At 52.0% G+C, this 23983-nt stretch carries 19 protein-coding genes; 10 read left to right on the top strand and 9 right to left on the bottom strand.

The genetic code is table 11. The features are described 5' to 3' along the window. Positions 1-97: 97 nt before the first annotated feature. Positions 98-508 carry an AbrB family transcriptional regulator gene (locus QJQ48_RS08290; protein ID WP_346290751.1) on the bottom strand — a complete coding sequence of 137 codons (411 nt, stop codon included), beginning with the start codon at positions 506-508 and terminating at the stop codon, positions 98-100. Between the two features lie 210 nt (positions 509-718). Between QJQ48_RS08290 and QJQ48_RS08285 the strand changes: the two genes are divergently transcribed. The 5 genes from QJQ48_RS08285 to sppA all read left to right on the top strand — a co-directional run bounded on the left by QJQ48_RS08285 (position 719) and on the right by sppA (position 5734). Then, positions 719-1162 carry an Rrf2 family transcriptional regulator gene (locus QJQ48_RS08285; RefSeq protein WP_346290750.1) on the top strand — a complete coding sequence of 148 codons (444 nt, stop codon included), beginning with the start codon at positions 719-721 and terminating at the stop codon, positions 1160-1162. 52 nt (positions 1163-1214) lie between these two features. Next, positions 1215-2195 carry an adenosylcobinamide-phosphate synthase CbiB gene (gene cbiB / locus QJQ48_RS08280; RefSeq protein ID WP_346290749.1) on the top strand — a complete coding sequence of 327 codons (981 nt, stop codon included), beginning with the start codon at positions 1215-1217 and terminating at the stop codon, positions 2193-2195. A 7-nt stretch (positions 2196-2202) separates the two neighbouring features. Next, the gene (gene pyrR, locus QJQ48_RS08275) at positions 2203-2745 is read left to right on the top strand and encodes a bifunctional pyr operon transcriptional regulator/uracil phosphoribosyltransferase PyrR (protein WP_346290748.1); all 543 of its coding nucleotides are present in this window, start codon (positions 2203-2205) and stop codon (positions 2743-2745) included. An 89-nt stretch (positions 2746-2834) separates the two neighbouring features. Beyond that, positions 2835-3887 carry a type 2 isopentenyl-diphosphate Delta-isomerase gene (fni, locus tag QJQ48_RS08270; protein ID WP_346290747.1) on the top strand — a complete coding sequence of 351 codons (1053 nt, stop codon included), beginning with the start codon at positions 2835-2837 and terminating at the stop codon, positions 3885-3887. Positions 3888-3925: 38 nt separating this feature from the next. Continuing rightward, the gene (gene sppA, locus QJQ48_RS08265; protein ID WP_346290746.1) at positions 3926-5734 is read left to right on the top strand and encodes a signal peptide peptidase SppA; all 1809 of its coding nucleotides are present in this window, start codon (positions 3926-3928) and stop codon (positions 5732-5734) included. 16 nt (positions 5735-5750) lie between these two features. Here sppA and pip read toward each other — a convergent pair whose 3' ends face one another. From pip to QJQ48_RS08230, 7 genes are all read right to left on the bottom strand, one after another. Further along, a complete protein-coding gene (gene pip, locus QJQ48_RS08260) occupies positions 5751-6695 on the bottom strand; it encodes a prolyl aminopeptidase (protein WP_346290745.1) in 945 nt (314 codons plus the stop codon). Positions 6696-7020: 325 nt separating this feature from the next. Continuing rightward, on the bottom strand, positions 7021-7572 hold the full coding sequence (locus tag QJQ48_RS08255) for a prepilin-type N-terminal cleavage/methylation domain-containing protein (RefSeq protein WP_346290744.1): 552 nt from the start codon (positions 7570-7572) through the stop codon (positions 7021-7023). Between the two features lie 39 nt (positions 7573-7611). Beyond that, complete coding sequence (locus QJQ48_RS08250) at positions 7612-8589, bottom strand: prepilin-type N-terminal cleavage/methylation domain-containing protein (protein WP_346290743.1); 978 nt, start codon at positions 8587-8589, stop codon at positions 7612-7614. Between the two features lie 43 nt (positions 8590-8632). Continuing rightward, positions 8633-9349, bottom strand: a complete 717-nt coding sequence (locus QJQ48_RS08245; RefSeq protein ID WP_346290742.1) for a prepilin-type N-terminal cleavage/methylation domain-containing protein — start codon at positions 9347-9349, stop codon at positions 8633-8635. Between the two features lie 38 nt (positions 9350-9387). Next, entirely contained in the window at positions 9388-13998 is a 4611-nt protein-coding gene (gene hpsA / locus QJQ48_RS08240) for a hormogonium polysaccharide biosynthesis protein HpsA (protein WP_346290741.1), read from the bottom strand. Between the two features lie 489 nt (positions 13999-14487). Further along, a complete protein-coding gene (rpmB, locus tag QJQ48_RS08235) occupies positions 14488-14724 on the bottom strand; it encodes a 50S ribosomal protein L28 (RefSeq protein ID WP_346290740.1) in 237 nt (78 codons plus the stop codon). A 30-nt stretch (positions 14725-14754) separates the two neighbouring features. Beyond that, positions 14755-15987 (bottom strand): lipid-A-disaccharide synthase-related protein, encoded by a 1233-nt coding sequence (locus tag QJQ48_RS08230; protein WP_346290739.1) that lies wholly within the window; start codon positions 15985-15987, stop codon positions 14755-14757. A gap of 104 nt (positions 15988-16091) precedes the next feature. On the opposite strand from QJQ48_RS08230, the gene QJQ48_RS08225 reads away from it, so the two are divergent. From QJQ48_RS08225 to purF, 5 genes are all read left to right on the top strand, one after another. Continuing rightward, a complete protein-coding gene (locus QJQ48_RS08225; protein WP_346290738.1) occupies positions 16092-17294 on the top strand; it encodes a lipid-A-disaccharide synthase-related protein in 1203 nt (400 codons plus the stop codon). 156 nt (positions 17295-17450) lie between these two features. Continuing rightward, a complete protein-coding gene (locus QJQ48_RS08220; protein ID WP_346290737.1) occupies positions 17451-17936 on the top strand; it encodes an allophycocyanin subunit alpha-B in 486 nt (161 codons plus the stop codon). Between the two features lie 158 nt (positions 17937-18094). Beyond that, positions 18095-18724: a DUF8166 family protein gene (locus QJQ48_RS08215; protein WP_346290736.1), complete on the top strand. Its 630-nt coding sequence runs from the start codon at positions 18095-18097 to the stop codon at positions 18722-18724. Positions 18725-19125: 401 nt separating this feature from the next. After that, complete coding sequence (purL, locus tag QJQ48_RS08210; RefSeq protein WP_346290735.1) at positions 19126-21474, top strand: phosphoribosylformylglycinamidine synthase subunit PurL; 2349 nt, start codon at positions 19126-19128, stop codon at positions 21472-21474. A 277-nt stretch (positions 21475-21751) separates the two neighbouring features. Continuing rightward, complete coding sequence (gene purF / locus QJQ48_RS08205; RefSeq protein WP_346290734.1) at positions 21752-23266, top strand: amidophosphoribosyltransferase; 1515 nt, start codon at positions 21752-21754, stop codon at positions 23264-23266. On the opposite strand, the gene QJQ48_RS08200 is transcribed toward purF, so the two are convergent. Then, positions 23263-23574 (bottom strand): (2Fe-2S) ferredoxin domain-containing protein, encoded by a 312-nt coding sequence (locus QJQ48_RS08200; RefSeq protein ID WP_346290733.1) that lies wholly within the window; start codon positions 23572-23574, stop codon positions 23263-23265. The genes purF and QJQ48_RS08200 overlap by 4 nt on opposite strands. Positions 23575-23983 lie beyond the last annotated feature (409 nt).

Genomic DNA, 23983 nt, shown 5'->3' with positions numbered 1-23983 from the left:
TTAGGTCTTACCTTAACTCAAATAGGGCTTGGGCTTATCTGGGCTTATTTCAAACTTCAGATGTCCCCAGCCCTGATCAGCAGAGATAGCTAAGCGCTTATTCGTCTAGATCGGCGTCGTCAATCTCTTCACCATCTTCGGTGATTTGCTTAAGGCGAATATGCTTCCGTCCTAAAGAAATTTCAAACTCATCTCCAGGCTTTAGACCCATCTGCTTGGTGTAGGCAGAACCGATGAGCAAATTTCCGTTAGACTGCACCGTAATGCGGTAGCTAGCACTACGTCCCCCTCGGCCATTGCTGCTCTGGGTGCTGTCTAGTTGAATACCCTCAGCATCAATTAGGGCATTCAAAAACTTCATCATATTAACCCGCTCTACACCATTTTTGGTGACGGTGTAGTATCCACAGGCTTTTGCTTTGTCTTCTTTGGACAGGTGCTCCAACTCTTTGACTTTTTTGAGCAGGGCTTTACCCGTAAGGGCATCTGCATTTACTTCACTAGCCATTAACCTAAGTCTCTATATCCTACAGGACGCGAAAATTACTCGGTAGAGTTAATATAGTTTAGAACTCTATGGAGTTTCAACTTTCATATTGACATGAAAAATGATACTACAGCAAAATAGTTTTTTGCATTTAATCGAAAGATTTTAATCAAAACATATTCGTAAATTTATTTGTGCCATTGAAATTCAATAGAAACAGTAAATGAAAAAATGAAGCTGACAACTCGGGGTCACTACAGCGTCAAAGCTCTCTTAGATCTGAGTTTGCAAGGTCACCATCAGCCTGTCTCTGTCAGCGTTATTGCTAAACGACAAAGAATTCCCGCGCCTTATTTAGAAAAATTGCTGATTGCTCTACGTCGAGCCGGACTCGTTAAGTCAGTTAGAGGTTCTCAAGGGGGCTATTTATTAGCCATGCCTGCGAGCCAAATTTCTTTAGGTCAAATTCTGGAAGCGGTCGGTGAAACTGTTGAGCCGCTGTCTCGACATCAGCTCAAAGATGATCAAACAGAAGATTGGGTAACTTTGACGCTTTGGAAGCGATTACATCAAAAACTGAAAGAGGCGCTTTATGAGATTTCTCTAGAAGACCTTTACTACGATGCTCGCAGTTGGCAAGCTGCTCAAGGTGAAAATATCAACTTTATTGTTTAGACCTGTTGACTAACAGAAGTCTCAAAATTCTCTAGATACCCTAATCATTACCATGACCATGTCAGGGTTAGATGCTGCCGTGATAATGCTGCTCTCGGCCAGCTTTGTTGATACCTTTGTTGGCGATCCTTGGGGCTGGCCCCATCCGGTCAGCGTGATGGGCAGCGCGATCGCCCGCTATAGTCAGTGGAGTCTGCAGCAGTTTACCTCACCAGAGAGACAGCGTTTGTCCGGCGTCGTTTTGGCTTTGGGGCTGATGGGTGGCAGCGGCGCGATCGCGGCTGGCTTGGTTGGCTACAGCAGCCAGGTCAATGAGTTTTTAGGCATTGGTTTAGCCACTATTGTGGTGGCTAGCTGCCTAGCGCGGCGGAGCCTAGGGGATGCGGCTCAAGCTGTTTTACAGCCCCTGCAGCAAGGTGATTTAGCGACCGCGCGATCGCGCCTCTCGCGATATGTCGGACGCGATACCGACCTGCTGGGGGAAGCCGACATTCTTAGAGCCGTTTTGGAAACGGTGAGCGAAAATACGACTGACGGCGTCATGGCACCGCTGTTTTACGCCCTGCTGGGCGCACTCATTTCACCTGCTGGCGCTGTTGCCCTAGCGATCGCTTACAAAGCTGCCAGTACTTTAGACTCAATGGTGGGGTATCGAGAGCTGCCCTACCGCGATTTGGGCTGGTTTAGTGCCCGCTCAGAGGACGTTTTGACCTGGCTTCCCTGTCGTCTCACCGTTGCGACCATTGCCCTATTGTCATGGCAACCGCGACGGGTCTGGCGGCTTTGCTGGCGTGATGCGATCGCTGATCCTAGCCCCAATGCTGGCTGGAGTGAATGTGCCTATGCCGCAGCGCTAGGAGTTCAACTCGGCGGCGTAAATCGCTATCGTGGAGTTATCAAAGTGAAGCCCCGTTTGGGCAATGCCGAGCGGGAAATTACGCCAGCCGTAATTGCAGAGGCGCTCAGGCTGACTCGCAACAGCTTTTGGCTGTGGCTGATTGTCGGTATTCTGATTTTGCTGGGGCTGAGGTGACTTACCGATGACTGCTGATACCATCGAAATCTTATCTGCGGAAGAAATGCGGCGAACAGTCAACCGCCTCGCCTCAGAAATTGTGGAGAAAACGGGCGATCTCAAAAAGCTGATTTTGGTGGGGATTTATACGCGCGGTGTCCCTTTAGCCCAAACCCTAGCTCAGCAAATCGAGCGCTTAGAGCAGATCTCAATTACGGTCGGCGCTTTGGACATTACTTTCTACCGGGACGATCTAGACAAAATTAGCACCCGCACCCCCGCTAAAACTAAGCTGCCGCACGACCTCACCGGGCACACCGTTGTTTTAGTCGATGACGTTATTTTTAGCGGTCGTACTATTCGGGCGGCGCTCAATGCCGTCAATGATTATGGCCGCCCAGAGGTGATACGACTGGCGGTTTTAATCGATCGCGGCCACCGTCAACTGCCCATTCATCCCGATTTTATTGGCAAACAACTGCCCACTGCCGGAGAAGAAATTATCAAAGTTTACCTGCAGGGCACCGACCAGCGAGATGCCGTAGAGCTGATTAAAGGCGAAGCGTAGAGATTATTAAAGGGGTCGTCGTCAGGAAACAAGCCTGTGGGAGACTACAGGGTATTACACCAAACTTGTTTAACCAAACGCCTATATCGATGACTGTGACTCCTTCTTTTGTTTCATTAGAAACTCAGGTTCGTAAAGCCGATCATCTGCGCATTTGTATTGACGAAGACGTCCAGTTTCGCCAGGTTAGCAACGGCCTCGATCGCTACCGATTTGCTCACTGCTGCCTGCCGGAACTGAACCGGGATGACATTGACTTATCCACTCGCTTTTTGGGTAAGTCCTTAGCCGCGCCGCTGCTAATTTCTTCTATGACAGGCGGCACCGAGCAGGCAAAGCTAATCAATGAACGTTTAGCGGCGATCGCCCAGCATTATGGCTTAGCAATGGGCGTAGGCTCGCAGCGGGTAGCCGTTGAAAATCCGCAGCTAAAATCGACCTTCTCAGTCCGCGCGATCGCTCCCGATATTCTGCTGCTGGCGAACTTGGGGGCAGTACAGCTCAACTACGACTACGGCTTAGACCAGTGCCAGCGCGTTGTTGACTGGCTAGAAGCGGATGCTCTGATTTTGCACCTAAATCCGCTGCAGGAGTGCATTCAGTCGCGGGGCGATACTAACTTTCGCGGCCTGCTGACTAAAATTGAGCAGCTCTGCCAGCGCTTGAGCCTGCCGGTGATCGTCAAGGAAGTCGGCAACGGCATTTCAGCCCCAATGGCGCAGCGCTTGATGGCAGCCGGTGTGGCCGCAATTGATGTCGCCGGAGCCGGGGGCACTTCCTGGGCTAAAGTCGAGGGCCAGCGGGCCCAAGATGCCAAGCAGCGGCGACTGGGACAGACTTTTGCTGACTGGGGTCTGCCTACGGCTGAGTGCATTGCGTCCATTCGTCAGGTTGCGCCAACCGCACCGCTGATTGCCTCAGGGGGACTGCGTAACGGCTTGGAAGTGGCTAAAGCGATCGCCCTGGGGGCGGATTTGGCGGGGCTGGCTTGGCCCTTTCTCAAGGCCGCTGATGAGTCAGAAGCAGCCTTAGTAGAACTGACTGAAATTCTGATTGCTGAAATTACCACCACCTTGTTTTGCACAGGCGCAGCTAATCTGGCTGAACTACGAGACGCTCACCGACTGCAGCGAGTACCATAGAGAAGATCCGCCAACGCCTCATAAGTTCAACTGCAGCCATGCGAGATTTTCTAAAATATGCAGCGGCCAGCGCCGTAGGTGCCTTCGTCAGCCTGGTAGCGCTGATTATCCTGCTGGGATTCGGAGCCGTTGGGCTTTTTACCTTCGTGGTTGCAACTGCCTCGCGGGATACGGAACCGCAAGTTGAAGACAAGTCCCTGCTTGTTTTCGATCTTTCAATAGATATTACCAATTCTATTCCGCCCACTGGGCCAGAGATCGTTATTGAGGAAGCGCTTTACGGTGATTTAGGTCAAGCCGTCTCGCTGCAGACCGTACTGGCCACCCTCGATCAGGCCGCCAATGACGATCGCATTGTCGGTCTGCTACTACAGGGCAACACCTTTGAAGGACTTTCAACGCTGCGGGAGGTGAGAGAAGGGCTAGCTCGATTCAAGGCGACAGGCAAACCCATTTTTGCCTACGAAATGGGCTGGGCAGAGCGAGACTATTACCTTGTCTCAGTGGCAGATAGCCTCATTCTTAATCCGGCAGGCATTCTAGAACTCAATGGCTTCAGCGCTGAAACTCAGTTTTTGGCCGGAGCCTTACAAAAATATGGCGTTGGTGTGCAGGTGCTGCGGGCAGGCCGTTACAAGTCTGCCGTAGAACCCTTTATTCGGACAGAAAGCAGTCCTGAAGAGCGCGAGCAAACTCAGGCTCTGCTCACCGACCTCTGGCAAGAGTTCCTGACCGTTGCGGCAGCAGAGCGCAGCCTCACACCCCAGCAGCTTCAGCAAATTGCCGACACGGGCGGTTTGCTAATGGCGGATGAGGCGCTGCAGGCCGGACTAGTGGATGAGATCGCTTATTTTGACGAGGTACTCGCCGATCTGCGGGACTTAACGGAGTCTGATGCCGATGTGCTGGAGGATTTTCCCCAGGTGGAGCTAACCGAATATGGGGAAATTGCTGCCTTAGCTAGCGATAATGACTCAGATAACACCGTTGCGGTTGTCTACGCTGAAGGTGAGATTGTGGGCGGGGAATCGGCACCGGGACTGATTGGCTCGGAAACGCTGACGCGGCTGCTGAGAGAGCTGCGTCAGGACGAAGGCGTGAAAGCGATCGTCTTGCGTATCAACAGCCCTGGCGGCGGAGCGACAGCGTCTGAGTTAATTACCCGCGAGGTGGAGCTAGCCGGTGAAGTTAAGCCGCTGATGGTATCAATGGGAGATTTAGCTGCCTCTGGTGGCTACATGATGGCGGCTCCGGGGGACAAAATTTTTGCTACCCCCACTACGATTACGGGGTCGATTGGCGTGTTTGGCCTGCTGCTTAATCTTAAAGAGATCGCCAATGAAAATGGCATTACCTGGGACGTGGTGAAGACGGCTGAGTTTGCTGATATTGGCACCATTGCCCGGCCTCAGTCTCCCCAGGAGTTGGCTTTGCAGCAGGATATTGTCAACACGCTCTACAGCCGATTTTTGACCATTGTGTCTGAGTCCCGTGATATGACTACGGCTGAAGTCGATCAGGTGGCTCAGGGGCGGGTTTGGTCAGGCACCGACGCCGCTGCCGTGGGGCTAGTGGACGAAATTGGCGGGCTAGACGATGCGATCGCTGCTGCCGCTAGCGCTGCCGAACTGGAGGACTGGATCGTCGAGGAATATCCGCAGCCCCGCACTCTGGAAGAACAAATTTTTGAAAGTCTGTTTGGCCGGATTATCTCTCGCCTGCCGGCGGCTCAAGATCCGCTTACGCAAGAGGTCTACGCTCTACGCGATCGCCTGCGTACTCTCGGTCTGCTGGGAGATCCGCGCGGCTTCTATACGCGAATCCCTTTTACCACGACGATCAAATAGCTGGGGTCAGCTTGTTTCAGGCCGCAAAGCGATCGCTCGCTTCAACTAGCGCGTGTACAATACCGGGTTCCGTGGCCGAGTGCCCCGCATCAGGCACCACGATGAACGTCGCTTCTGGCCAAGCCTGGTGTAGTTCCCACGCCGAAATCATGGGGCAAACAATATCATAGCGGCCCTGAACGATGACGGCAGGAATGTGGCGAATGCGAGCGACATTTTGCAAGAGCTGGTCGGCAGGTTCAAAAAAGCCGCCGTTGACGAAGTAGTGACACTCAATGCGAGCAAAGGCCGTGGCAAAATCTGACTCTTCAAAGCGATCGATTAGCTGAGCGTCAGGGATGAGCTTGCTGGTGCTGGCTTCCCATACCGACCAAGCCTTGGCGGCCTGCTGACAAACTTTGGCATCGGCGCTGGTGAGCCGCCGATAGTAAGCGCTCAGCAAATCGCCGCGTTCTGCTGCCGGAATAGGAGCTAAATAGTGCTGCCAAGCATCTGGGAACAGATAGCTAGCTCCTTCCTGATAGAACCAGCGGATTTCTTGAGGCCGTAGCATAAAAATGCCGCGTAAAATCAAGCCGCTGCAGCGATCGGGATGGGTTTGGCTATAGGCCAGTGCTAGAGTGCTGCCCCAACTGCCGCCGAAGACAACCCACTGGTCTATGCCCAAGTGCGATCGTAGCGCTTCAATATCTGAGACTAGATGCCAGGTGGTATTTTCTTCTAGCTCGGCGTGGGGCGTACTCTGACCGCAGCCGCGCTGATCAAATAGGACAATGCGCCAGCGCTGCGGATCGAAAAACTGGCGATAGAGCGGCTGCGTGCCGCCACCGGGACCACCGTGTAGAAAGACGACGGGCTTGCCCTTAGGATTACCCGCTTCCTCAAAATAAAGGGTATGGCGCTGAGAAACGGCCAGCTTCCCCTGATGGAAAGGCTCAATGGGTGGATAGAGCGATCGCATAGCCTAGCTATTCTCCGGTCGGCTTCGCTATTTTCACCATATCAGCGATCGCCTGCAAGCTACAGGCTGGGGAGGAAGCTAGGCTGCTGACTTTACCACAATCCACCTGCCGGTTTTGGGGTCACGGTAGGTAACGAACGGATTTGCCTTGAGTGGCTTTTGAGAAATCCTGGGCATGACAATCAACTTCAAAGGCTTAAGCCCCTACTTTAAAGGTTCTATGAAGCTCTGGAGGTGATTGTCTTCGCGATCGCCTGGTGATTTCTGCGGCTTTGCCGTGTGATTTATCTCACTTGGCTCAGGTGGGTAATTAATCCGCGAGCGATTAGTCTACGCTGAGAGATGGATTGTCACATTCCTCGCCGTTGGCAGTCTTCAGCGTCCCTAGTAGATTTGCGACAATAACACACCGTTTTGCGCTAGAAGCGCTCGGCGTTACGTCAATCCGAAACGGAACCTGATCGCTATCGGGTAAGCCTTCATAGTCAAAGCTGAGGGTTGTACTGGGTGTCCAGCTACCGCTGACGCTGGCATAGCCGATTATATCCACGTAGTCGGGGTCAATGCTGTTCTCGGCTAGAACGGCTACATTGCTGCCTCCGGTGGGTGTGCTGATCTGCAGAGAGGGCATTGCTTCGTCTAAAACGGTAATGACGCGAGTTTCTCGGTTTTGCCTCGCATCGGCTTGGGCCTGTCGCAGAACCTCTAGCAAGTCGCTACGCACTGAATTCATCCGCTGGCGATCGGCAAAGGCCAGCCAACCGGGGGCAGCAATACCCATGAGAATGGCCACCATGATGACAACGAGCAGTACCTCAATGAATGTGAAGCCTGCTGCTGTGTTGTTAGGGATAGAACTGGTTTTGGGGCTACGCATCAGAACTGGCCTCGCTTTTGGATCAATGTCAGCAACAGCTTATAAAACTTCATCTCGAACGCCACGTAAAAGCACTCGTGATTCTAAGGTTGGCAGTCGACTTTCGTCGCTGAGGGCATTAACTAAGCCATCCTGTCTAGCCGTTGCGTTGCCACGCAGGAAAACAATCAAGTCCTGGTTGGATGTGTCTACTCTTTGATCAAAATTCAAGTCCTGGTTAGCAATTGTCCCCTGTCGGACACAGACATAGAAACTTTTACCATCGGAGGGTGCTGTTGGCGATCGCTCATAGACAGAACTAGGGCATTCAGCTTCATCATCATCAATATCATCTGGTGCCAACACATCTACTGAGTCTACTAAAACCTGCTTAGTACCCTCAGTATTGCCATCAGCTTTCCAGGCTTTAAAGATATCACTCTCTTCAGCAAGCGTTTCATCCAATGTCGGATCAGCGTAACCAGGCGTAACTTTATCCAGAGATGACGTTATGCTCGTATAATTTGGTAATTCATAACGAACAATCCGCGTCTCGCCATTCCATATAGGGCTATCTTCATTACTTTCTTGAAGGTAGACTACAAGTGTCAAAAATGCCTGCCGTTTTTTAAGTATCCTACACTTGGGCAAATCACAGTCTTCTATAGTATTTAGCTCATCTTGATCGAGGACTTCCGGACGCCAGAAAGCTAAGATAGGTGTCTCAGTAGACGTATCGATGTCAGACGAAAGCTGAGAAATTATGTCTGTTGGCGTTGAGTAAACATAAATTGCCTCTTCTACATCGCTGGCGATATAGTCCATCGCCCGGTTCATATCAGTGCTGACCTGATTTAGCACAAACTCACGGCGGTCGAGCTGTAGCATCTCAACAACTAAATACAGCAGCCCAGAAATAATAATACCAACGATGATGATGGAAATGAGCAGCTCTAGCAGCGTGAACCCAGCTTTGCTAGAGCGGCGCAGGCTCATCAGTAAACGAAAAAGCCAAAGCTGAGAGGGCGTGGTAGACATAGCAGTAGGTCAGATATATGAGCTGTGTAAATCGGTCAATGGTTTAGTTGCAGCTATAATCGTCATCCGGTGTGGAGTTGGTCAAGTATTCGATGTAATCGCACAGTGAGTTGCTGTCTTCACCTCGCACGATGGAAGTATACAGACTTGCCAACGGCAGGCGATCGCGTTCCCCCCGGCTACCTGTTACGCCTAAGCGAGCTGTATCTGTGGAATCGCTGCCTAGATTGTTAGCGTCTAGAGCCGCGTCGTAGTCATAGACCCGCACGCCCATCGTGAAGGCGGTCGAAGCGTCAGCGTTGTTAGCAACTCGAAAGACCTGAGCGGCATAATCGTTTTCGCCATCTCCGTCATAGTCAATTTGCTTTGTTTCAGTATAAGTATCGTAGTCTGCCGTAGGGACAGGATTATTTGTTGGTACGGGTACTTGTGCTGCTGTGGAGTAGGTAATTGTGCCTGTGACTGACACAAAAGGAACAGAGGCGTTCAGCTCCGTTAGCGTGTAGTCACCCCGCTCGATTAGAGTCCTTACTTGATCAATTTCGCCTTGAGCAATCTCTAGGGCTTGATTAGCTTTTTGGCTTTGTACGCGTGAGGCTACAGAGATGACGAGGGCAGGGGTTACTGCCCCGACCGTTAGGCCAATGATGATGATAGCGACTAGGCACTCAATCAGCGTCAGCCCTGACTCAGGGGCAGCCCCTTGAGCTGGACGAGCTAAGCGATTGAGAAACGTTTTGACTGACCCTGAGCGCAACATGTTGCCTAACCTCCTATCGCAGTAAGTGGACGATGTGACTATCGCGGACAAACATCTTGTCCACCTGTGGTTCTTCTATCGTCGAGGAATGGCGTACTTTCACCTTCTGCTCTAGCGCAGCGCAGGTTGAGGATGTACGGATCATCAGCGGAGAGTTCGCGGTAGAACTCACTGCGAGCTTCCGGTATGTTCACAAATCGGCTGGAGATCGGGCCGGGAGGGACATAAAGCTGCGCCACGTCATAACCCCAGTTACGTTGAGCAGCACCATAGTAAAAGCTCTTTTCAACTGCTGGGTCTGCTGGCGTTGTGCTAGGTTCCCATACGTCCTGGTCGAAGGGAGCTGTTGCTGCTCGGCTGAAGTTGAGCTGGAATAAACTGCCGTATAAGTAAAGAGTCTCAGAAGTTCCCTTAACTTCCCCTACGTCAGCCCAGTACTCCAGTAAGCGGGGGAAGTTGTGCATTCCGCCATATCCCTGTCCTGCTCTCATAGGTACGATACCTGAGATCATCAGCGCATTAACGTAGGTATCGCTAGCACGAATCTGATTGTTTTGTCTGAAGAGGTAGAGATCTCTGATGTCAAAGTTGACTAAATAGGAAGCATCTCCAGCAGCTCCCGCTTCTTCACCTGTAAAACCGACAATCGGCGTTGAGCCATTAAGAATCGCAAACTCAGCATCTCGGCCAACCCAGATAGGAGATGATGTATCACCCTCTATCTCATGCACCCATTTATCTGAGGTAAAGAGAGAAGCATCATCTTGCTCGAAATAAAATCGGTTGGCATTGAGATAAGAAGTCGCCTCTTCACCAATAACGGTATTGTATTGACCGCGAGCCTTGGCAGGATAAGTAGGCGATGGTCGAATGAAGAAGTGATCGACGCTGCCATCTTTAAAGCTGTCAGACAGGATGGTTATAGCATCTGCCATGATCTCTACCGGACGCCAGTGATCAACTTCTACATCAGCAAAGTTGCCAATATTGCGTTTGGTAGTTTCACGACCGCTGTAGAAATCACTGCCATTAATATCGCTTGGTTTGTCAACGAATTTGACTTTGCCATCCAGTAAGGTTTGAGGACTCTCGAATTCCTCGAGCAGACCAGACAGCTCGCCATTGCTGCTGTGTAGATTAAGGTTCCCTTGAATGTACACGGAGTTGTCTGTCACGAAAGTCATTCCAGAGCGTCTTTCTTTGCCGTTGCTGATATCAATTCCGTTTCTCAGCCGGAAGCCGTGAGGACGGCGATCAGGGTCGGCATAGAAGTCTACAGGCTTGGCACTGATGAAATTAACATCGTTGAGTGGTGGATCTTGTCCATCAAACGCAGGAGATGCTTCTAAATCTGGCATCTTCATGTAGCAATCAGCCGTTATGGGTAAAGTTGTTAGCATATTGCAGCTTCCCCAATCTCCGGTAGCTGGACGTACAATCTCATCTTCTCGAACAGCATCCTCGCGGAAGGCATAAACAATACCTTCGGCTGACTCCTCCGCGTTATCCGAAATCCAGTAGTCAATGCTGTTTTGCTTTTGAGATAACAGTTCTAAGTTAACGTCGAGGACGCGAACATTAAGTAATTCGCGACCGTCAAACAGCCCCTTATCAAGCAAAGCTACTGTTCGACTGTTGTAACTACCGGAACCATTAGAACCGTAAATATTAAAAGCTTGGTCAAGCCTATCGACGTCAAGACCGTTGAGAGCGTTGCGATCGCCTATGGCTGCATCGGACTCATTGGGTAAAGCCCAGTTAGCATAAGTCAGCGAGCCACCAGTCACTCCCCTTGGAGTTGCGGCGATGTCAGCAACTGTAACGGCATTGAAAGTATTGTTTTCGCCGTAATCAGTGACAACTTTGTCAATGTACTCTTCAGCCGAAGGTTGTTCAGGTGAAGTTACAAAAGATACAGAGGCCCCTGTGCCGTTTTGACCGTGCTCAAAGTTGGGAAACACATAAAACAGAGAAGGATATTTTGGTCTATTGATAGGAGAACAAAAAGCCAACCCCAAAGAAAATTGATCTTCAAGATCGGTTACTGACGCAAACTCAGTACCTGGATCGCAAGATAAATTCACAGTTGTTCCGGCTGCAATTGGATATCCCGCAGGCACAGTAAACGACGATACAGTGCCATCGGAAATAAAACCAAAGTTGCGATCGCGTTCAACTTGATAGTAAGTGGCTAAAAGCTCAGCTCTCTCTTTGACGGTTCCGTCAGTAAGAGCATCAATCCATTGATCAGTAGCAACACTTGTTGAACCAATGGCAGTTGCAATATTAGTTAAACCTTCCCCTATTGCACTTAAACCATTGGTTGCTGCGCTTTCTAAGGCAACCTTGTATTTAGCTAAACTGTCAATGTTGTAGGCTAGCAGTTCCAGCGTACAAGCAGCTGAATGAATGGTTGATTTGTCTGCTGGACTTAAAGAAGAATACAGGGATGAGAAAGAGGTATTGCTAGCTAATATTCTTCTTAGCGGCGAGAAGTCACCCCACATGGCCATCTGTGGGTAGGGATGCACGGCTGAGTCCGGTACTGGCGTGAAGGAAGGAGCACCTCCTCTAGGATCACCTGCAAAATAAGCCAGGTTGACGAGTGCATCATCTAAGTCGCCAAGTGATATTGCGGTGTCCGTAAGTCCGGTAAAGCCAAACTCCCAGCCGTTAGTACCATAGCCATTGAAGAAATCGGTTTTTAGCGCACCTGTTTCTGGATACAGATCAAAAGTACGGCTATTGATAATGGTCTGCTTAGTTCCCGGATGAGCTGTTAGGGCGACGCAGGCTAGAGGGAAATTACCGTCGTTATCTTCATAGTGATAAACCACCATACCCTGAACAGCCGCCAAGTTATCTCTCAATGATTTGTGTTGGCGACGCTCATTAATACCTATATTTTCGGTGTCGGGACTCTTATCCGAAACGTCAATCACATCAGTTTTGTGCGGCGGATATAGCGGATCATTCTTACTGGAATCAGGATAAGTGGTATTCCAACCAGCAACATTTCCTAACTCTAGACGCTGGCCTACTATGATACGCAGACCTGTGGCTATTGCTCGCCTTTCCCAATAGCCATCAAGCCCTTCTTCTTCATCAATTAGTTCTGCAAGATCAGGATCATCAATGTCGCTGCCTACCTTAGTGGTAGGGGGCAACCGAATTTCCCCATAGCTCGAAGAAGGCCCCCAACGATTATCAGCTCTGAAGGAATCGTCTACGTTGGGATTAGAAGGCGTTTCTGTCTCTTGAAATCTGTCTAAAACCTGGCCAGAGGCTGACCAAGTGTCTGGATTAACATGCGTGTAGTTACTACCCGTAAAAAGGTTAATAGGATCAGTCGCTATATCAATAGGCTTGGCACTTGCCCCGGGATTAACTGAATCAGTTAAAGTTGTGAAATTTTCAACAATCGGAGGGTTGGTTTTTCCGTTGAATATATGAACCTTTACCCCATTAGCATCAAATTCATTTTTGCGAATGCTGCCAGCCACTACCTGTCCGTCATAGCCATCACCATCGCCAATCTCAATCTCAGAAGCATCTTCGCTGTAGAGACAAGACCTGTGAGAGCTAATCATGTGAGCTTTCAACTTTGAAGACAGGAAGAGATTGCCTTCCGTATGCATAGCTCCATTCCAGTTGAAGGTGTCAGCCGGATATAAATCTAAGTCGTAGCGAAACCAAGCTCCCCATTTGTTCCCGCTTATAGACTGACGCGACTGCTGAAACTCTAAAGTTTCAACGCTACGGCTAACGTCATTTAAGTCAATTGCGTAGACATTGACCTGAAAATTTTTCTGCAGAGCTGCATCATCGCTCAAGCTGACAACTTGCCATCCTTCACCTGGATCAAGTGCTGCCGCATCAGCATCAACAGCAAGCGCGGCAGCACATCCATCTCCAGAGTCACTAGACTCCAGAGGATAAGTTCGCGTAACTAAGTTGTCAGCTTTCTTGTTGAGATCAGCAGTCCCATCAACACTAGCTACAACAGTCTCTGTAACCGTTCCATCACCGTCGTCTATCTCAGTACGAGCCTTATCGTTGATCAAAATAGAGTAAACAATCCACTCGTTCTTTTCATCAACAACCCCGTCACCGTTGACATCAGCATTAAATGCCCAAGCATTATCAACCGCATCCGGAGGAGGCACTGTGTTTGCTATTGCTTCAGGACCGTTAATATTTAGAGCAATCTCATCTGGTAGTCGGTAAGGTGTCTCTCCCTTTGGAAACTTTTTAAACAAAGCGCTGACAGGGTCTCCATCGTTCAGCATCATGCTGTTGAGATAGGCACTACTTGGCAGACCCGCTGTAATGCGATTGTCTTCCTTAAATAAAAATTCAATCTTGGCCTTGGCCCGATCGATGGCAGGCGTGGCCGCATTGGTAATGACCTGCTGCTGGCGCTCAATGACTGCCTGCTCAGAGCGGCTATAGGCCCGATATGTCAAAGCTCCCGCTGTTAGTGCCACCATCAGCAGCAGCAAAATAGTCGTCGGCAATACAAAGCCTGCCGTTGCCGCTGCCGGACGACGATTCCATAGCAGCAAATTGCGCAATAAATAAGTAACAACTCGCTTGGTAATGCGCCGGGGTAGCTTTTGAAGATCCCTGATTAGCTTACGGGGTGACATATCTGCCTTCCTGTTCAGCGTTAAATGATTGTTTAGAAAATTAAGCTCGAAAACCGCAGGTCAATGCGATAAGTCTAATAAAACCAACCAGCATAGTCAGCGCGATCGCGCCTTGAGAGGTTGCCCTGAACCTCTTTTTTATAACCGAAGTATGAAGAAACCGAGAAGTACGTTCAGTGAAAATGCTACCCATCTCCTTTCGGGAAACGATCAGGTAGTGTCAAAATACAAGCCTCAATAGCGAAGCACCCCAAATATGGAATTTTGGGAGAAAACATTTCTCCTCCAGTTAAATAGTACACACAGTCTTTAAAGACTGACTTCCGAGAACCTATGGAGTTTTCTTAACCAACTTTATAAATTCCCTTTAGGTCACTCATATCAAAATAGCGAGAGCATAGGTGTAGCTACGCTCTCGCTATGGCTGCTGATGGTCATATTACGGAAGACCCTCACCGCTTTTGTGACTCGTTTAAATCCGAAGCTAGCCTAATACTGATTTAGATTAATCCCAGCTTCTTTAGCCATTGCCTCGATTCCTTTAGACTGCAGCGTCTTGATTGCCTTCGTCGAAATCCGCAGCTTCACCCAGCGGTTGCCAGCCGGCCACCAGATCCGCTTATTTTGCAGATTGGCGTGCTGTAGTCGCTTAGTACGACGATGGGAGTGGGAAACAGCGTAGGCATTGTTCGCCTTTTTCCCGGTCAGTTCACACTTGCGGGCCATGAAATTCTCCAGCCTTTCTAAAATTCAGCATCAAACGCGGCTCTCAATTGTACCGCATTTTTCAATCTCCACCAACCTCTGAGCAATTCGCCGGGCTGCTCCGGCAGTGCCCATGCGGTGACGGCCATTATCAGCGATCGCCGCTAATCGTTTTGGATCAGCCACCAGCGATCGCGCTGCCGCCCCCACCGCCGCTGGCTCCTCCACCAGGCAAACCGAAGGCCCTAGCAGCCTCGCTTGCATCTCAGCAAAGCGACGGGTAAACTGCGGCCCCACCCCCGGCAGCGTAATCGCAGGCTTACCCAAGCCCACCACCTGTTCAGTCGCCGTTCCAGCCATCGCGATCGCCAAATCAGCTCGATGCAAGCAGTCAGCAAAAGCCGTTTTCACCAGCTGGAGCCTTGCGTTTGTAGCATTTTCAGACCGATAAAGCATTTCTGAGGTAGTAGGCTGCCACCCCTGCTGGGTGAGCGCCTGGGCAAAAGGCGACAAAGACAGCGACGGCGCGATCGCGGCCAAAAAAGTGACCGACTTTTCAGAGAGAGTTTGGGCTAGGTCTGCCGCTGCCGCCAAGATCAGCCGCCAGTTTTGATGGGCTTCCGGCACCCGCGATCCAGGGAGTAGCACCACCGTCAGCTCTGAGGCTGCTAAACCCGGCAAAGCAGGCTGGTTGGGGGCTAAGGCATCCATCATCGGATTACCTGCGTAAATAGCCGGGAGCTGCCACTGCCGCAGCCAGTCAGCTGTAAGGCGATCGCGGACAAATACCGCCTGACAGCGAGGCCGCGCCATTAGCCACCGCTCCCAGGGAAAATAAACCGACTTTGGGCGCAGCCAAGCCTGCGAGGGAAGCGGTCCCTGCTCATCGCGCAGCCAATATTCTGACTTAGCCGTCCCGACAAAGCTATAGGGCAAGCCGCTCTGCCAGGCAAACAGCAGCGGCACAATATCGCCGACGGCTAATACCTGTCCGCCAGCGGCAGCCCACTGACGAACGGCCTGAAGCTGATGCCAACTCAAAGACAGCAAACCAGCCTGCAGGTCTTTGCCTAACTGCTGGCTGTCCATGTAGATAAAGCCGCCCGACGGCAAATCCTGGGCCGGGCCTAGCGGCGAGAAACCTTGAGCGCGGTAGGCCGCCCCCTGCCCGACAATTGGCAAAACTGCTATCTCAATCGCCCGATCGAAGTGCTGTAGCGCCTGCAGAATGCGTAGGCCGATACCGTCTTCTCCATGTCCGTTGCTGATGCAAAGTAGCCGCATATCTGCCTTGCTGACAAACTTGCCCCCAAACTTACTTAGCCTGCCGGGGATTTCCGCTAGCCCTTCACGGTAATCTAGCGAAGGATCTTCTGAAAGCTATTTTAATGACTCAGCGGCTGCTCTCTCTTAGTAACGGACATGGGGAAGATCTCAATGCGAGTCTGGTACTGCGATCGCTACAGGCGCTCATACCCAGCCTTACATTCGCTGCTATGCCGCTGGTCGGTCGCGGGAAAGCCTATCGCCGTAGCGATATTCCAGTAGTGGGTCCTACCGCCAGCCTGCCCTCTGGGGGGCTGATCTATACCCATCCCTTCAACTACCTCAAAGACGTTCTAAACGGCCTGATTTGCCTCACCTGGCAGCAGCTTAAAGCCGTCCGTCGCTGTAGCCGCACCTGCCATTTGCTCTTGGCGACCGGCGATATCGTGCCCATTTTAATGGCCTATCTGACGGGCCGCCCCTATGCCGCCTTTTTAGTTTCGACCTCCAGCTTCTATGAAGGGCGACTGCGCCTACCGCTGGTGACTAAGTTTTGCCTGCGATCGCGGCGCTGCCTGCAAATTTTTACCCGTGATGCCTACACCGCTCAGGATTTGAATCGCCAGGGTTTCACCAAAGCCGTGTTTGCGGGCTATCCCATCATGGATGTGCTGACGCCGACGGGCCGGAACTTAGGAATTGACCCGGCACTGCCCATGATTGCCCTGTTGCCCGGTAGCCGCCTACCGGAAGCCTTAGAAAATCTCAAGCTGCAGCTGCGGCTGTGCGAACAGGTGAGACATCTGCAAAAAGCTCAGTTTTGCGCTGCTCTGGTGCCCAGTATTGGGGAAGCAGACTTGCAGGCGATCGCCGCCGCGATCGCCTGGCAGTATACCCCTGGCAAGCTGACTAAAGTTTTAGACCAAAATATCGTTATCGAAGCCTACTGCTACCGGGATGCCTTTGCCGATATTTTGCATCAGTGCAGTTTGGCGATTGGTATGGCCGGAACCGCCGTTGAGCAGGCCGTTGGTTTGGGCAAGCCGGTTGTGCAAATCCCCGGTGTCGGGCCGCAGTTCACCTATCAGTTTGCTGAAGCTCAGATGCGGCTTTTGGGCCGATCTGTCCAGACTGTTGGCCGCAGACGAGCCGACAGGTATACGCTGCAGTTGGCCGCCCGGTGCGTTGCTGAAACCCTTCAAGATTCTGCCTATCTAGCAAGTTGCCGTACTAACGGCTACGAGCGAGTGGGGAAAGCCGGTGGCTCTGCCGCGATCGCCCAGCAGCTCCAAAGGCTACTGGCAGAAATTTCAGCCGACGAATAATGAGCAAAAGGGATAAAAATTTACGAGACTTGACATTTCTTGCACATTGCCAGAGGCAGTGTCACATTAAAGACTAGATTTTAGCTGCTTTCCTGCGGGTACCTAGAGTCGTTAAACTATCGATAGCTATTCACATTACTGCAATCGTCTTTAACCATGTCTGTTGTTAGTCAAGTTATCCTTAACGCTGATGATGAGCTGCGCTATCCAACTACGGGCGAGCTTAAGAGTATTGAATTTTTTCTCAAGTCGGGCGAACAGCGGATGCGCATCGCAGCAGCTTTAGCCGAGAACGAGAAGAAAATTGTCGATCAGGCCAGTCGGGAACTCTGGAAGCGCCGTCCCGACTTTATCGCTCCGGGGGGCAATGCTTATGGGCAGCGGCAGCGGGCGCTTTGTATCCGCGACTATGGCTGGTATCTGCGTCTCATCACCTACGGCCTCATCTCAGGTTCAAAAGAACCGATTGAAAGTATTGGTTTAGTGGGTGTCCGGGAAATGTATAACGCTCTGAACGTGCCGGTTCCAGGGATGGCTGAGGCCATTCGTTGCTTAAAGGAAGCTTCACTGGGGCTGCTTTCTGAGGAAGAGGCTCAAGAGGCGGCACCCTACTTCGACTACATTATCCAGGCAATGTCTTAATCGCTGTTCAGGGCTTAGCAAACCTAACGTCCTCTCCTCATTTTTTCAAAACATCTGTAGCGAACGGACACCTGTTACGCTTAAAGTCCAAGGGCATGGCAAAGCTGTGCCCTTTTTAGATCGCGAGATCGCGCTGCGATCGCAGTGGCATAATTCTTATGACATTTTTGAGGTCTGAACCCAATCGCTGTCGGATTGGCAAAGTCGTTAAGTCTAGCTCCCACTGTGACTATGTGGTGCAGCTAGACGACAGTCTAGAAGTAGATACACCGCCCACTGATGCGGACTATGGCTTCGGCCAGTTCGTCAAGCTGGAAGGCCATCAGCGACACTGGGCCGTAGGCGTGATCTACAACTCCCAGCTTTTTAACCCCATGTTTCTCAACAGTGGCCCGCGTCTCTCTAGCGAGCCAGATCCGATCTTTACGCCCGACCTGATCAACGACACGCGGACGCTGCTGGGGGTTGCGCTGGTGGGCGTCTTCTCTGAGGGCGATCGCCCCTATGGTATTCACGGCATTCCCCGCGCGGTTGTTCCCATCAATACAGCGGTTTATCGCATGGACTTGCGGGAGGTACACCAGTTTCACCAAACGGCTGAAGGTAAATCTCAGTTTTGCTATTACAGCCATCTCTTGCGATCGGGGGGCAACTTTGCCGCCCAGCTTACCCAGCAGGTTCTGAGCGAACTGATCGAGAGCGATCTATTTGCCGGGGCCGATCGGCGGGCGCTAGAGGTGCTTTGCAAAGAACTCTCTTGGAAAAACACGATGGGCGCTATGCGCTAAATAAAAAACCGACAAATCCCGTAGGAGCTGTCGGCCGATTGTGTGTTCCCTGTAGATGACTCGGCTAGAGTTGAGTCATTTACAGTATGTCTAACTACGCCGGAGGACATTGCGATCTGGATCAGTCTTTGATGTGACTCAAATCACAGGCAAGCGGCTGTTCTTGATCGGTGCTCCCCTAACGCTGAGAATTGACGGCTCCAGTTCACCCCTAGCCTTGCATTTTTTGCATATTCATAGGCTTGCGGCGAGGCCAGAGGTCTTGAATAAAGTTTTGCGAAGCCGACTGTCATCATTTTTAGGCTACTTGATGATTCTGAGCGATTCTTCTGGCTGCTAGCAGAGATATCGGCGGTAAAATAAGAGCCTGTATTTTAAATCTGCCTGGTGATTAAGAGCGTATGGTTGCTTCTTCAGTTCCGCCCTTTTCTGCTGACGAAATTGCTGCCGAAGGACTTAAGCCAGGAGAATACGAAGAGATTGTGCAGCGTTTAGGCCGTCATCCCAACCGCGCTGAGCTGGGGATGTTTGGGGTGATGTGGTCTGAGCACTGCTGCTACAAAAACTCGCGGCCCCTGCTGCAGCAGTTCCCCACTGAGGGGCCACGCATCTTAGTGGGACCGGGGGAAAATGCCGGCGTGGTAGATATGGGCGAGGGGCTGAGACTGGCCTTTAAGATTGAGTCTCACAATCATCCTTCTGCCGTGGAGCCATTTCAGGGAGCAGCTACGGGCGTTGGCGGCATTTTGCGCGATATTTTTACGATGGGAGCTCGCCCAATCGCGGTGCTGAATTCCCTCCGATTCGGCAGCTTAGACCAGCCGCGCACCAAACAAATCTTTACTGGGGTTGTTTCTGGAATTGCTCACTATGGCAACTGCTTTGGGGTGCCAACCGTGGGCGGCGAAGTTTATTTTGATCCGGCTTACACAGGTAATCCCTTAGTCAATGCCATGGCTATCGGTCTGATGGAGACGGAAGAGATTGTCAAATCCGGTGCGGCTGGCATTGACAATCCGGTTTTGTATGTCGGTTCGACCACCGGGCGGGATGGCATGGGCGGGGCTAGCTTTGCCAGCGCCGAGCTGACGGACAAGTCAGAGGCCGATCGGCCAGCGGTGCAGGTCGGCGACCCGTTTTTAGAAAAGTCGCTGGTAGAAGCCTGCTTGGAAGCATTTAAGACCGGCGCGGTTGTAGCGGCTCAGGATATGGGCGCAGCGGGGATTACCTGCTCTACGGCTGAGATGGCGGCTAAGGGCGGTGTCGGTATCGATCTTGACCTCGACCTGATTCCGGTGCGGGAGACCGGCATGGTGCCCTATGAGTATTTGCTGTCGGAATCTCAGGAGCGGATGCTGTTTGTGGCTCAGGCGGGGCGTGAGCAAGAGCTAATCGACATTTTCCATCGCTGGGGCCTGCAGGCCGTGGTAGCGGGGCGGGTGATTGCAGAACCGACGGTGCGAATTCGCTTTCAGGGGGCGATCGCCGCTGAAATTCCCGCTACTGCCCTCTCAGACAACACGCCTATCTATCACCGAGATCTGCCAGAAACGCCGCCTGACTATGCCCTACAGGCTTGGCAGTGGTGTGAGTCGGATTTACCGGGCTGTACAGCGGGGGGGATTGAGGTAGGAGGGCAACTCCTAAGCTGGAGTGAGATTACTTTGAGCCTGCTAGCAGCGCCGACAATTGCCTCTAAACAATGGATTTATCGTCAATATGACCATCAGGTGCAAAACAACACGGTGCTGCTGCCCGGCGGCGGTGACGCGGCGATTGTGCGCCTGCGGCCTCAACTCGGTGGCAGTGGAGATGTGAGCAGAGGCGTGGCGGCTACCGTAGACTGCAATGCCCGTTATGTCTACTTAGATCCCTATGAGGGGGCCAAGGCAGCCGTGGCGGAAGCCGCCCGTAACCTGAGCTGTGTTGGGGCCGAACCGCTAGCGGTCACCGACAATCTCAACTTTGGCAGCCCGGAAAACCCCACCGGCTACTGGCAGCTAGCTGAAGCCTGCCGGGGGCTATCAGAGGGCTGTGCGGCCTTTGGGACGCCAGTAACTGGGGGCAATGTTTCGCTGTATAACGAAACTGTCGATAGCCAGGGGCAGCCCCAGCCGATTTATCCCACTCCGGTAGTTGGCATGGTGGGTTTGATCCCTGATCTAAAGCGAGTCTGCGGTCAGGGCTGGCAGGCCGCCGGCGATCGCATTTATTTATTGGGTCTGACCTTTGAGACTCGCTCAGATGAGATGGTGACCCTCGGCGGTTCAGAATACCTGGCCGCTATCCATCAAACGGTGGCAGGCAAGCCGCCTCGAATTGACATGGATTTGGAGCGGCGCGTGCAGCAGGCTTGTCGTTGGGGCGTGCAGCAGGGCTGGGTGCGATCGGCCCATGACTGTGCTGAAGGCGGACTGGCGATCGCCCTGGCAGAAAGCTGCATCAGCGGCCAGCAGGGAGCCGAGATTACGCTGCCGCTGGCGATTGATCAGCGGGGGCTGCGCTGGGACCGGGTGCTGTTTGGTGAAGGTGGTGCCAGGATTATCGTCTCTGTGGCGGCGGAGCAGGCCGCCGCTTGGGAAGCTTATCTACAGGAAACACTGGCTAACACCTGGCTGAGTTTGGGGCAGGTGAGTCCTGAGCAAAGCTTGGTGATTCAAACAGCCGAAGCGGTTCCCCTCATCAGTCTTAGCCTCTTTGATATGCGCGATCGCTGGGCTAAGGCGATTGAACGTCAGCTGGGGCAGTAGGGGGGAAAGACTGGCGATCGCTATCAGTATGCGATCAACCAATCACTGACGGCGGTCGCTCCTTATCCCAGCAGTAGAGTGCTAAAATCCCAATATTAAGAAACCATTAAAAATAAGTCTTGAAAACTTTAAGCCCTATTGCGTCCCTGATTAAAGCGTGAACTTTTATGATGGAGGCAGGCTTTGTGCTTGATTTTTCAGTAATGAGCTGTGCCAGCGCTGTAGCTTACTCGCTGCTTTCTTGTCCCATTCAATGGTCTCCCAGGTGACAGAATCCATGTCTTATCCGTCTACTTTCTCTGAGGTTCCGTCCTCAGCCGCCACTATTAAGTCATCTGGTGCTGACAAACCAGAGGAAGCCTGCGGCGTTTTTGGCGCTTACGCACCAGGGGAAAGCGCAGCCACGCTCACCTATTTTGGCCTCTATTCGCTTCAGCATCGGGGGCAGGAATCGGCGGGCATCGCCACCTTTGAGGGCGATCGCGTCCATTTGCACAAAAACATGGGATTGGTTTCCCAGGTCTTCAGCGACAGCATTTTACAGCAGCTGCCGGGAGAAATTGGCGTCGGCCACACCCGCTATTCCACGACTGGGTCTAGCCGCGTCCTCAACGCTCAGCCTGCCGTCGTAGAGACGCGGCTGGGAACGCTGGCACTGGCTCATAACGGCAACCTGGTCAATACCGCCGATTTGCGAAAAGATCTGTTAGAGCGTGACTGTAATTTGTTGACTACGACCGATTCTGAGATGATTGCCTTTGCGATCGCTGAGGCAGTAAATGACGGTCAGGACTGGGCCAGTGGCGCGATCGCGGCCCTGAAGCAGTGTGAAGGAGCCTTTAGCCTCACGATTGGTACTCCTAAGGGGCTGATGGGCGTCCGCGATCCCCACGGGATTCGGCCTTTGGTTTTAGGCTATCTGGGTGAGCCGCCCGCTACGGAAAATGGCCCGGCTCAGTACATTTTGGCCTCTGAAACCTGCGGCTTAGATATTGTCGGCGCAACGTTTCTGCGGGATATCCATGCCGGCGAGCTGGTTTGGATCGATGAAACTGGCTTGACTTCAATGCAGTGGGCCGAAGAACAGCGCAAGCTCTGCATCTTTGAAATGATTTATTTTGCCCGGCCTGATAGCGTGGTCAATGATGAGAGCCTCTACAGCTATCGTCTGCGTCTGGGACAGCGGCTGGCCAAAGAATCTCCTGCCGACGTGGATTTAATTATTGCAGTGCCGGACTCCGGGGTGCCAGCGGCGATTGGCTTTTCTCAGGCTTCCGGGATTCCCTATGCGGAGGGGCTGATCAAAAATCGCTATGTAGGGCGCACTTTTATTCAGCCAACCCAGAAAATGCGAGAAGCGGGCATTCGGATGAAGTTAAATCCGCTAAAGGACGTACTAGAAGGCAAGCGGATTGTGATCGTGGACGATTCAATTGTGCGGGGTACTACCAGCCGCAAAATTGTTAAAACCCTACGGGATGCGGGGGCGACTGAGGTCCACATGCGCATTTCTTCGCCGCCTGTGACCCATCCCTGCTTCTACGGCATTGATACTGACAATCAGGATCAGCTCATTGCCGCCACCAAGTCAGTCAAAGAGATTGAGGCCCAGATTGAAGTAGATTCTCTGGCCTATCTAAGCTGGGAAGGCATGTTAGAAGCCACTGAGCAAGACCCCAACAGCTTTTGCTCGGCCTGCTTTACCGGCAACTATCCGGTGCAAATCCCGGAGCCGTTTAAGCGCTCTAAGCTGGCTTTAGAGAAAAAGATGGCGGCAGCGGCCTCTAGCTAGTGGCTGCTTTGCTCGGACGGATAGGAGTAAGCATCGTACTGGGGATGAAATCTGGGATGGAGCAGCCGCTGCACGGGGCGATCGCCCTTGAGATGCTGCTCCACAATTTCGGCTACGTCAGTGACCTTGACGCGGCAGTACCAGGTATTATCGGGCATCACTTTGACGGTTGGGCCGGAGCCACACTGCCCCAAACATTCGCTGGGGCTAATAAATACGGGTAGCTCAGTCTGTGCCCGAAAAGCCGCTAGCACCTGATCGGCTTCACTTCTCAAGCCCGTTTGAATGACCGGTTCGGCAAAGTTCATGCTTCGACTTAAAGTCTTCACCGCAGCGGCGGCGGTGGACGTAGTCAGCAAGTTGTTGGACTACTTGGCTAAATAATTTCCGCATCCGATCTTACGATGCTCGCTAGCGGTGGCTGAATGCGTTGACACAGACGTTGAAGACTAAGACTGGGGTTAAGAGTTGGCGAGTTCGCAGCGACACAGAACCAGACAGTTTTAGCGAGGACGAACTCTTCACTTCGGCTAGTCCACGATCGTCGAAAAGCCCGTGTCTGACTCGATGGGCATAAATAGTCGGGGTCGCTTACAAACCCCGTCACACCGAGGCCGGGCTGGCAGTTTCACTACGGGCTATTATGAACCATGACGGCGCAGTTCCAGTGACTGCATCGGCTTTAACACCTCGTCGTAGAGTTCCCGCTAGCGGGGC

It is taken from the genome of Sphaerothrix gracilis Ecp01 (assembly GCF_030405905.1).
In the GTDB taxonomy this organism is placed as follows: domain Bacteria; phylum Cyanobacteriota; class Cyanobacteriia; order Phormidesmidales; family Phormidesmidaceae; genus Sphaerothrix; species Sphaerothrix gracilis.
The sequence above is the reverse complement of the archived record's forward strand: the minus strand, read 5'-3'. Positions and strand labels throughout refer to the sequence as shown.

Coding starts and splice junctions, on each gene's coding strand:
- QJQ48_RS08290 (WP_346290751.1), bottom strand. CDS start 508: ATGGCTAGTGAAGTAAATGCAGATGCCCTTACGGGTAAAGCCCTGCTC.
- QJQ48_RS08285 (WP_346290750.1), top strand. CDS start 719: ATGAAGCTGACAACTCGGGGTCACTACAGCGTCAAAGCTCTCTTAGAT.
- cbiB (WP_346290749.1), top strand. CDS start 1,215: ATGACCATGTCAGGGTTAGATGCTGCCGTGATAATGCTGCTCTCGGCC.
- pyrR (WP_346290748.1), top strand. CDS start 2,203: ATGACTGCTGATACCATCGAAATCTTATCTGCGGAAGAAATGCGGCGA.
- fni (WP_346290747.1), top strand. CDS start 2,835: ATGACTGTGACTCCTTCTTTTGTTTCATTAGAAACTCAGGTTCGTAAA.
- sppA (WP_346290746.1), top strand. CDS start 3,926: ATGCGAGATTTTCTAAAATATGCAGCGGCCAGCGCCGTAGGTGCCTTC.
- pip (WP_346290745.1), bottom strand. CDS start 6,695: ATGCGATCGCTCTATCCACCCATTGAGCCTTTCCATCAGGGGAAGCTG.
- QJQ48_RS08255 (WP_346290744.1), bottom strand. CDS start 7,572: ATGCGTAGCCCCAAAACCAGTTCTATCCCTAACAACACAGCAGCAGGC.
- QJQ48_RS08250 (WP_346290743.1), bottom strand. CDS start 8,589: ATGTCTACCACGCCCTCTCAGCTTTGGCTTTTTCGTTTACTGATGAGC.
- QJQ48_RS08245 (WP_346290742.1), bottom strand. CDS start 9,349: ATGTTGCGCTCAGGGTCAGTCAAAACGTTTCTCAATCGCTTAGCTCGT.
- hpsA (WP_346290741.1), bottom strand. CDS start 13,998: ATGTCACCCCGTAAGCTAATCAGGGATCTTCAAAAGCTACCCCGGCGC.
- rpmB (WP_346290740.1), bottom strand. CDS start 14,724: ATGGCCCGCAAGTGTGAACTGACCGGGAAAAAGGCGAACAATGCCTAC.
- QJQ48_RS08230 (WP_346290739.1), bottom strand. CDS start 15,987: ATGCGGCTACTTTGCATCAGCAACGGACATGGAGAAGACGGTATCGGC.
- QJQ48_RS08225 (WP_346290738.1), top strand. CDS start 16,092: ATGACTCAGCGGCTGCTCTCTCTTAGTAACGGACATGGGGAAGATCTC.
- QJQ48_RS08220 (WP_346290737.1), top strand. CDS start 17,451: ATGTCTGTTGTTAGTCAAGTTATCCTTAACGCTGATGATGAGCTGCGC.
- QJQ48_RS08215 (WP_346290736.1), top strand. CDS start 18,095: ATGACATTTTTGAGGTCTGAACCCAATCGCTGTCGGATTGGCAAAGTC.
- purL (WP_346290735.1), top strand. CDS start 19,126: ATGGTTGCTTCTTCAGTTCCGCCCTTTTCTGCTGACGAAATTGCTGCC.
- purF (WP_346290734.1), top strand. CDS start 21,752: ATGTCTTATCCGTCTACTTTCTCTGAGGTTCCGTCCTCAGCCGCCACT.
- QJQ48_RS08200 (WP_346290733.1), bottom strand. CDS start 23,574: ATGAACTTTGCCGAACCGGTCATTCAAACGGGCTTGAGAAGTGAAGCC.